At 72.0% G+C, this 7,932-nt stretch carries 8 protein-coding genes; 5 read left to right on the forward strand and 3 right to left on the reverse strand.

Features of this window, described 5'->3' with window-relative positions:
* On the reverse strand, positions 1-707 hold a 707-nt coding region (locus AB0C69_RS33960; protein ID WP_360359064.1), incomplete at its 3' end, for a DEAD/DEAH box helicase.
* A gap of 181 nt (positions 708-888) precedes the next feature.
* On the opposite strand from AB0C69_RS33960, the gene AB0C69_RS33965 reads away from it, so the two are divergent.
* Positions 889-1,875 carry a DUF4192 domain-containing protein gene (locus AB0C69_RS33965; protein WP_360359051.1) on the forward strand — a complete coding sequence of 329 codons (987 nt, stop codon included), beginning with the start codon at positions 889-891 and terminating at the stop codon, positions 1,873-1,875.
* A 137-nt stretch (positions 1,876-2,012) separates the two neighbouring features.
* Here AB0C69_RS33965 and AB0C69_RS33970 read toward each other — a convergent pair whose 3' ends face one another.
* Together AB0C69_RS33970 and AB0C69_RS33975 are read right to left on the reverse strand one after the other, a co-directional pair.
* Complete coding sequence (locus tag AB0C69_RS33970) at positions 2,013-2,882, reverse strand: alpha/beta hydrolase (protein WP_360359053.1); 870 nt, start codon at positions 2,880-2,882, stop codon at positions 2,013-2,015.
* Positions 2,883-3,015: 133 nt separating this feature from the next.
* On the reverse strand, positions 3,016-3,387 hold the full coding sequence (locus tag AB0C69_RS33975) for a hypothetical protein (protein WP_360359055.1): 372 nt from the start codon (positions 3,385-3,387) through the stop codon (positions 3,016-3,018).
* A gap of 200 nt (positions 3,388-3,587) precedes the next feature.
* On the opposite strand from AB0C69_RS33975, the gene AB0C69_RS33980 reads away from it, so the two are divergent.
* From AB0C69_RS33980 to AB0C69_RS33995, 4 genes are all read left to right on the forward strand, one after another.
* Entirely contained in the window at positions 3,588-4,370 is a 783-nt protein-coding gene (locus AB0C69_RS33980) for a polysaccharide deacetylase family protein (protein ID WP_360359057.1), read from the forward strand.
* A gap of 35 nt (positions 4,371-4,405) precedes the next feature.
* A complete protein-coding gene (locus AB0C69_RS33985; RefSeq protein ID WP_360359059.1) occupies positions 4,406-4,924 on the forward strand; it encodes a DUF1707 and DUF4870 domain-containing protein in 519 nt (172 codons plus the stop codon).
* Positions 4,925-5,152: 228 nt separating this feature from the next.
* On the forward strand, positions 5,153-6,520 hold the full coding sequence (locus AB0C69_RS33990) for an FAD-binding oxidoreductase (RefSeq protein WP_360359061.1): 1,368 nt from the start codon (positions 5,153-5,155) through the stop codon (positions 6,518-6,520).
* 89 nt (positions 6,521-6,609) lie between these two features.
* Positions 6,610-7,875: a class I SAM-dependent methyltransferase gene (locus AB0C69_RS33995; protein ID WP_345183164.1), complete on the forward strand. Its 1,266-nt coding sequence runs from the start codon at positions 6,610-6,612 to the stop codon at positions 7,873-7,875.
* The last annotated feature ends 57 nt before the right edge of the window (positions 7,876-7,932 follow it).

Below are 7,932 nucleotides of genomic sequence, written 5' to 3' on the forward strand. Positions count from 1 at the left end.
GCCTCGTCGACGATCACCACGTCGTGCTCGGGCAGGACCTGGAACTCCTCCAGGGCGTCGATGGCCAGCAGCGCGTGGTTGGTGACGACGATGTGCGCCTCGCCGGCCTCCGCCCGCGCCAGCTCGGCGAAGCACTCGCTGCCCTGCGGGCACCGCTGCGCGCCCAGGCACTCCTTCGCCGTCACGGCGACCTGCCGCCACGCCTGCTCGCCCACCCCCGGCACCAGCTCGTCGCGGTCGCCGGTCTTGGTCTCCTCGGCCCACTCGTTCAGCCGCTTGACCTGCCGTCCGAGCGTGGACAGCTGCTGCGGGTCGAACAGGCTCGGCCCGCCGTCCTCCTCCTCCGGCACGCCCGTCTGCACCCGGTGCAGGCACAGGTAGTTGCGGCGCCCCTTGAGGATCGCGAACTTCAGCTCCGTCCCGAGCAGCGGGCCGAGGGCCTCCGCGAGCCGCGGCAGGTCGCGGTCGACGAGCTGGCGCTGCAACGCGATCGTCGCCGTGGACACGACCACGGTCGTCTCCTCCTTGACGGCGTGGCGGATCGCGGGGACCAGGTAGGCGAGCGACTTGCCCGTCCCCGTGCCGGCCTGCGCGGCGACGTGCTCCCCGGAGTCGATGGCCTTCTCGACCGCCCGCGCCATCGCCACCTGCCCGGGGCGCTCGGCGCCCCCGACGGACGCGACGGCCGCGGCGAGCAGGGTCGCCATGTCGGGAATCTGGGTCTCGCTGCCGGTCAGCAGATCAGGGGCGGGCACGTCGCCCAACGCTACCGCCCGCGGCCGACACCCGCGTCCCGTCCCGCACGACCGCGCCCCGTAATCACCCGGGAGTTATCCACAGTTCCGAGAGCCGCGGCGGCGCCTCCGCCGCCCCTGAGAACCTCGACCCATGACATCACTGGTGATCCGCTCCGCCCAGGACGCCATCGCGGCCGTCCCCTACCTGCTCGGCTTCCACCCCTCGCGCAGCCTCGTCGTCATCGGCTTCGAGGGACGATCCGGCGGCACATGCGCGATCCGGCTCGACTTACCGGCGCCGGGCGCCGCCGAACGCGTCGCCGCCGTCCTGGCCGGCAACGGCTTCGCCCGCTCGCTCCTGCTCGGGTACGGCCCGCCGGGCGAGGTGGCGGAGGCCGCCCGGCCCATGCGCGCGGCCCTGGACGCCGCCGGCGTCCCCGTCGCCGAGGCCATCCGCGTCGCCGACGGCCGCTGGTGGTCGCTCACCTGCGACGACGTCTGCTGCCCACCCGAAGGCACCCCGTATGACATCTCCGCCAGCGCCGTCGCCGCCGAGGCGACCTTCGGAGGCCACGTGGCCCTGGCCGACCGCGCCGAGCTGATCGCCTCCGTCCGGCCGCCCGAGGGCCCTGCCCGCACCGCTATGCGCTGCGCCGCCGAGCGCGCCGAGCGGCGCTACCTGGCCCGGCCGATCTCGTCCGCCGAAGACGACCTCGCCTTCGTCCTCGCGCTGACGGCCCGCGCCCGCACCGGCTCCCGCCCGACCGACGACGAGGTCGCCTGGCTCGGCCTCGTCCTCACCGACCCGCGCGTCCGCGACGAGACCTGGATCCGCCTCGAAGAGGACGCATCGGCCGCCGACATCGCGTTCTGGCGCGACATCGTCCGCCGCGTCGACCCCGCCCGCGTCCCGGCGCCCGCGTCCCTGCTGGCTTTCGCCGCCTACTCCGCCGGCGACGGCGGCCTGGCCAACGTCGCCCTGCAGCGCGCCCTGGACGCCGATCCCGCCTACTCCATGGCCGTCATCCTCCGCGAAGTGGTCAACGCAGGCATCGCACCCGCCAAACTGCGGACGGGCATGGCCCGTCCGCAGAACCTGGACCGTTCGGCGAACGGCGGAGCGCGAGCGGCCCGGTGACCGGACTACCGGGAGGAAAGCCATGGCGCAGACGGAGGCCGGTGGCGCGTGCGGCGTCGTGGGTGACCGCAGCCGCGAGGGCGGCGGACAGGGTGAGCGCGCCGAGCACCTGGGCGCCGGGTTCTGAAGGACCACCGTCAGCCGGCGTCGCCGAGCACCTCGCGGAGCCTGCGCGCGAAGGCCTCGGGCTGCCCGGCGTAGCCGGACTCGCCGCCGACGAAGCCACCATGGTGACTCGGGAAGACGGCCGGTCGCTGACCGAGCAGCTCGGCCATCGCCACCGAGGTGCGTGCGGTGAAGGTATCCCCGGACTCCTCGCCCACCGCGATCACGATCCTGACCGGTGCCGCGGTCAGCGCGTCGACGTCGGGCCGGTAGTCGCTGATCGCCCACGACCGGTCGGACAGCAGCGGATCGTCACGGGACCGGTCGTCCTCGGTCGGCATCCCGAACGCGGCGGGGTCCGGCGCGGGCTGGGCGAAGTAGGCGTCGGTGAACTCGCCCTGCCACGACGTCATCACGATGAAGGCCGCCATGCCGGCGCCCGAGCCCGCGTCCTCGTAGGCGTCGCGGACGCCGGCCCGGGCGCGCTCGGCGGCCCGGGCGTCGGGAAGCACCGCGATGAGCGGCGGCTCGTGCGCCACGAGGGTGGTCACGCACTCAGGGTGGGCGGTCACGAGCGCGAGCGCGGTCACCGCCCCGCCGCTGCTCGCGAACATCTCGACCGGGCCCGCGCCGAGCGCCTCGATGAGGGCGTGCAGGTCGCCGGCCTGGGTCTCGGGCACCTGGTCGACGCGGCCGTCCTTGCGGATGCTGCGGCCGAGACCGCGCGGATCGTAGGTGACCACGGTGCGGTCAGGGAAGTGCGACGCCAGCGCACCGAAGCCGCCGGCGTCCATGGGCTGGCCGACCATGAACAGCGGCGGGCGCCCGCCGGCGGTCGGCGGCGGCCCGTGGACGTCGTAGACGAGGTCGACCTCGGGAGTCTCGAGTACCTGCGTAGTCATGACCAAACTGACTCCGGCCGCTACCAGAACTCATCGGCCCCGGATCGACCAGGACGCCGAGCATGGGGACGAGCCCGCGCCCCGCGACACCCGAGGGCCCCCGGCCTCCGGCTTCCGGGACTCCGCGAACGGGTCAGGAGGAGACGGCCTGGCCCGGGGTGCCGGGGTCGATGCGCCGGTCGTGGTTGCGGTCGTTCCAGGCGCGCATGCGGGGCGGGTAGCCGACGATCTGGACGTCGTAGACGGGCAGGCCGAGGTCGCGGGCCACCTTGCCGATGACCTTGGGGGAGCCGACGCGGCGGCGGGTCCACTCGCCGTCGTGGGCGACGGCGACGGCCGTGGTGTCGGTGGCGTACGTCTCGGGCTCGACGAAGAACTCGACGCCGCGGCGGGCGCGGGCGAAGGCGATCAGCGCCTCGATGTCGGAGTCCGTCGCCTCCCTGTCGAGCCTGGTCACCGTGGACCCGCGGTGCCTGCGGATCCCGAACCGGTCCCGGAACCTCATCCCTCACCCCGTCGTCGGGTCCCGCCCGGAGGAGCTCCGGAGCGGGCTTGCGGTGTACGACGATAACGAGACCGGCGGCGCCCTGGTTCCCGACACAGCGGCGACGACCCCGGCGGGCCGGGGGGCCGCGCCCTAGACTGGCGCCTTCGGGGGATCATCACGCGGGGGTGTCGATGAACGGGCCGAACCTTGTTCGGCGGGTGGCCGGAGCCGTGCTCGCGGTCGCGGTGTTCGGGCTCCTGAGCACCCTCACCCCGGCCCAGGGCCAGGTGGGACCCATCGCGCGCGCCGAGCCCGCGAAGGCGAAGCCCCCGCCGCGACCGGCCGCGCCGCCGAAGCCGCCGCCGCCCGACTGCGCGCGGGCCAAGTGCCTGGCGCTGACGTTCGACGACGGGCCCGCGGAGAGCACCGCGGAGCTGCTCGACATCCTCGCCGCCCGCAAGGTCCGGGCGACGTTCTTCATCGTGGGGGAGAACGCGGCGAAGTATCCGGAGCTCGTGCGGCGCGAGCTGGAGGCCGGGCACGAGATCGCCGACCACAGCTACACCCACGCCGACCTCGGGCGGGCGTCCCACAAGAAGATCATGGAGGAGCTGACCCGGACGCAGGACGCGATCCGGCGGGCGTCCGGGGTCACGCCCACCCTGCTCAGGCCGCCCTACGGGTCGACCTCCGAGCGGCTGACGAAGATCACGCGGGAGCTGGGGATGGCCCAGGTGCTGTGGTCGGTCGACCCCCTCGACTGGGAGCACCGCGACACCGCCTACGTCGAGAAGCGGGTGCTGAAGGCGGCGCGGCCGGGTTACATCGTGCTGATGCACGACATCCATCCGACGAGTGTGAAGGCCGTTCCGAAGATCATCGACCGGCTGGCCGCCGAGGGGTACGTGTTCGTCACGGTGCCCGAGCTTTTCGGCGGGCGCCTGACCCCCGGGAAGGAGTACGTCCAGCGGAATTCAGGGGATCCTCAGGGTCTTCCCTGATGGCCCCGCGGCGGTGCCGCGCGGACCATGGGCGTATGAACAGCAGCTACGCGGTGGGGGATCTGCGGGTCTCGGACGCCGAGCGGGAACCGGTCATCCAGCGGCTTCAGGACGCCTACGCCGAGGGGCGGCTCGACGAGGACGAGTTCGACATGCGCGTGCAGCTGGCGATGACGGCCAAGACGCGCAACGACCTCGGCGCCGTCCTCCTCGATCTGGTGCCCGTCCCGGCGGCGCCCGCGCCGGCCGGGGGCGAGGCCGCCACGGGCGAGGACCGGATGCTGGCCGCCGCCGCGCACGCGGTCGCCGTCCCCACGCTGTTCGTCGGCCCGCTGGTGCTGATGCTGCTGAGCGGCAAGCGGTCGCCCTACGTCCGGCGGCAGGCGGCGGAGGCCGTGAACTTCCAGGTGACGCTGCTGCTGCTCACGATCGTCACCTTCGGCGTCGGCGGGGTCGTGTACGCGGTGGCGTGGGTGCTGTCGGCGATCGCGGCCGTCTTCGCGCTGACCGGCCAGACGTTCCACTATCCGTGGATCCTGCGCCTGGTGAAGTGACGCGGGGCGCGCGGGCCTGGCGTTGAACGCGGCTCGGGTTTGTCGGAGTACCCCTCCGGGGAGGGTTGACGTGGTCGCGTCGAGCGCGACCGGCCGCCTCCAGGAGATGGAACGACGCCTATGCGCACGCCCGTGGGTTTATTCCCCTCTCTACCTGTGACTCCTTTAACGTCCGAGTTATGTGGACCATGCATGGGATGATCGATTAACTATGCGAGGGAGGGGTAGATGACGGAGCTTGCGATCAAGGGCGATCACCAGCGGGCGGTGGAGGCGCTCAGGAGGTCCTACCAGGCCATTCCGGAGGGCACGCCGGTGCGGCTGGCCAAGCGGACCTCGAACCTGTTCCGGTGGCGCGACCCCTCGGCGGCGCCCGGCCTGGACGTCTCCGGCTTCGACAAGGTGCTGAGCGTCGACCCGGACGAGCGGACCGCGCAGGTCCAGGGCATGACCACCTACGAGGACCTGGTCGACGCGACGCTGCCGCACGGGCTGATGCCGACGGTCGTCCCCCAGCTGAAGACGATCACGCTGGGCGGGGCGGTGACCGGGCTCGGCATCGAGTCGACGTCGTTCCGCGACGGGCTGCCGCACGAGGGCGTCCTGGAGCTGGAGGTCCTCACCGGCGACGGGCAGGTCGTCACGGCGACGCGCGACAACGAGCACAAGGACCTGTTCTACGGCTTCCCGAACTCCTACGGGACGCTCGGCTACAGCCTCCGGTTGAAGATCGAGCTGCGCCCCGTCCGGCCCTACGTCCGGCTGCGGCACCTGCGGTTCACCGACGCGGCGGAGCTCGCCCGCGTCCTGGGGGAGATCACCGAGTCCGGGACGTTCGAGGACGAGACCGTCGACTTCATGGACGGGACGGTCTTCGGCGCGGACGAGCAGTACATCACGCTCGGCTTCTTCGCCGACTCCGCGCCCTACACCTCCGACTATACCGGCCAGAAGATCTACTACAGGTCGATCCAGCAGCGGTCGGTCGACTTCCTCACGATCCGCGACTACATCTGGCGCTGGGACACCGACTGGTTCTGGTGCTCGGGCGCGTTCGGCGTGCAGAACCCGACGGTCCGGCGGCTGTGGCCCGGCAAGTTCAAGCGCTCCGACGTGTACCGCAAGCTGGTCGCCTACGACCGCCGGTACCAGATCGTCGCGCGCGCGGAGCGGTGGCGGGGGCTGCGGCCCCGCGAGGACGTCATCCAGGACATCGAGGTGCCGGTCGAGCGGCTTCCGGAGTTCCTGGAGTTCTTCCACGACAAGGTGGGCATGAGCCCGATCTGGCTGTGCCCGCTGCGTGCGAAGGAGCGGTGGCCGCTGTACCCGCTCGACGTGGGCCGCCCCTACGTGAACGCCGGTTTCTGGGGGACGGTGCGGATCCCGCCGGGGCAGATCCCCGAGTACCACAACCGGCTCATCGAGCGTAAGGTCGCCGCCCTCGACGGCCACAAGTCCCTGTACTCGACGGCCTTCTACGGCCGGGACGAGTTCTGGCGGTACTACGACGGGGAGACCTACCGGCGGCTCAAGGGGGTCTACGATCCGCGCGGGCGGCTGCTGGACCTCTACGACAAGTGCGTGCGCGGACGCTGACCAGGCGCCCGCAGTTCGGGGGAGCCCCGCGCGGGAGGCGGCCCGAGCGCCGCCGCCCGGGCCGGGGCGGAGAGACAGGAGGAACCACAATGACGCTGGCCAGGGTCTTCGAGCAGCTCGCCGGGGCTGAGGCGCCAGTGGAGTTCACGGCCTACGACGGATCTCGGGCGGGGGTGCCCGGCGCCGACATCCGTTTCGACGTGCGCTCACCGTACGCGGTCTCGTACCTGCTGCACTCGCCGGGCGCGCTGGGGCTCGCCCGCGCCTACGTCACCGGCATGATCGACGTCGACGGCGACATGATCACGGCGCTGACCACGATGCAGCAGGTGCTCAGCGACGTGACACCGCGCGACAAGGCGAGGATCGCCGGCGGGGTGCTGCGCGATCCGCTGCTGCGCGCGGCGGCGTCGCGCCGGCTGGACCCGCCGCCGCAGGAGGCGCCGTTCAGCCGCATCCCGTCGTGGCTCCGGCACTCCAAGAAGCGGGACGCGCGGGCCATCTCCCACCACTACGACGTGTCCAACACCTTCTACGAGTGGGTGCTCGGCCCCTCGATGGCCTACACCTGCGCGTGCTACCCGCATGAGGGCGCCACTCTGGAAGAGGCGCAGTTCAACAAGCACGACCTGGTGGCCAAGAAGCTCGGGCTGAAGCCGGGGATGCGGCTGCTGGACGTCGGCTGCGGCTGGGGCGGCATGGTGATGCACGCCGCGAAGGAGTACGGGGTCAAGGCGCTCGGCGTCACGCTGTCCAAGCAGCAGGCCGAGTGGGCGCAGAAGGCGATCGCCGACCGGGGCCTGTCCGACCTCGCGGAGGTCCGGCACATGGACTACCGGGACGTGGCCGAGACCGGCTTCGACGCGGTGAGCTCCATCGGCCTGACCGAGCACATCGGGAAGAAGAACCTCCCGGCCTACTTCTCCTTCCTCCACGGGAAGCTGAAGAAGGGCGGTCGGATGCTGAACCACACCATCACGCGTCCGGACAACACCTCTCCTTCCCGCAAGGAGAACGGGTTCATCAACCGGTACGTGTTCCCGGACGGCGAGCTGGAGGGCCCGGGCTACGTCCAGAGCCAGATGAACGACGCGGGGTTCGAGATCCGGCACCAGGAGAACCTGCGCGAGCACTACGCGCGCACGCTCACCGGCTGGTGCGAGAACCTCGACGCGCACTGGGACGAGGCCGTCGCCGAGGTCGGCGAGGGAACCGCCCGCGTGTGGCGCGTCTACATGGCGGGCTGCGTGCTCGGCTTCAACCAGAACTGGATCCAGCTGCACCAGACGCTCGGCGTGAAGCTGGAGGACGACGGCACGAGCCGCATGCCGCTGCGCCCCGACTGGGGATCGTGACGACGGCCGCTCACCCGGGCGCCGCCCAGCGTCCGGTACGCCGGGACGAACGCGTCC

This window comes from Actinomadura sp. NPDC048032, assembly GCF_040653175.1.
GTDB lineage: Bacteria > Actinomycetota > Actinomycetes > Streptosporangiales > Streptosporangiaceae > Spirillospora > Spirillospora verrucosospora.

Coding starts and splice junctions, on each gene's coding strand:
- AB0C69_RS33975 (WP_360359055.1), bottom strand. CDS start 3,387: ATGAGGTTCCGGGACCGGTTCGGGATCCGCAGGCACCGCGGGTCCACG.
- AB0C69_RS33985 (WP_360359059.1), top strand. CDS start 4,406: ATGAACAGCAGCTACGCGGTGGGGGATCTGCGGGTCTCGGACGCCGAG.
- AB0C69_RS33970 (WP_360359053.1), bottom strand. CDS start 2,882: ATGACTACGCAGGTACTCGAGACTCCCGAGGTCGACCTCGTCTACGAC.
- AB0C69_RS33990 (WP_360359061.1), top strand. CDS start 5,153: ATGACGGAGCTTGCGATCAAGGGCGATCACCAGCGGGCGGTGGAGGCG.
- AB0C69_RS33965 (WP_360359051.1), top strand. CDS start 889: ATGACATCACTGGTGATCCGCTCCGCCCAGGACGCCATCGCGGCCGTC.
- AB0C69_RS33995 (WP_345183164.1), top strand. CDS start 6,610: ATGACGCTGGCCAGGGTCTTCGAGCAGCTCGCCGGGGCTGAGGCGCCA.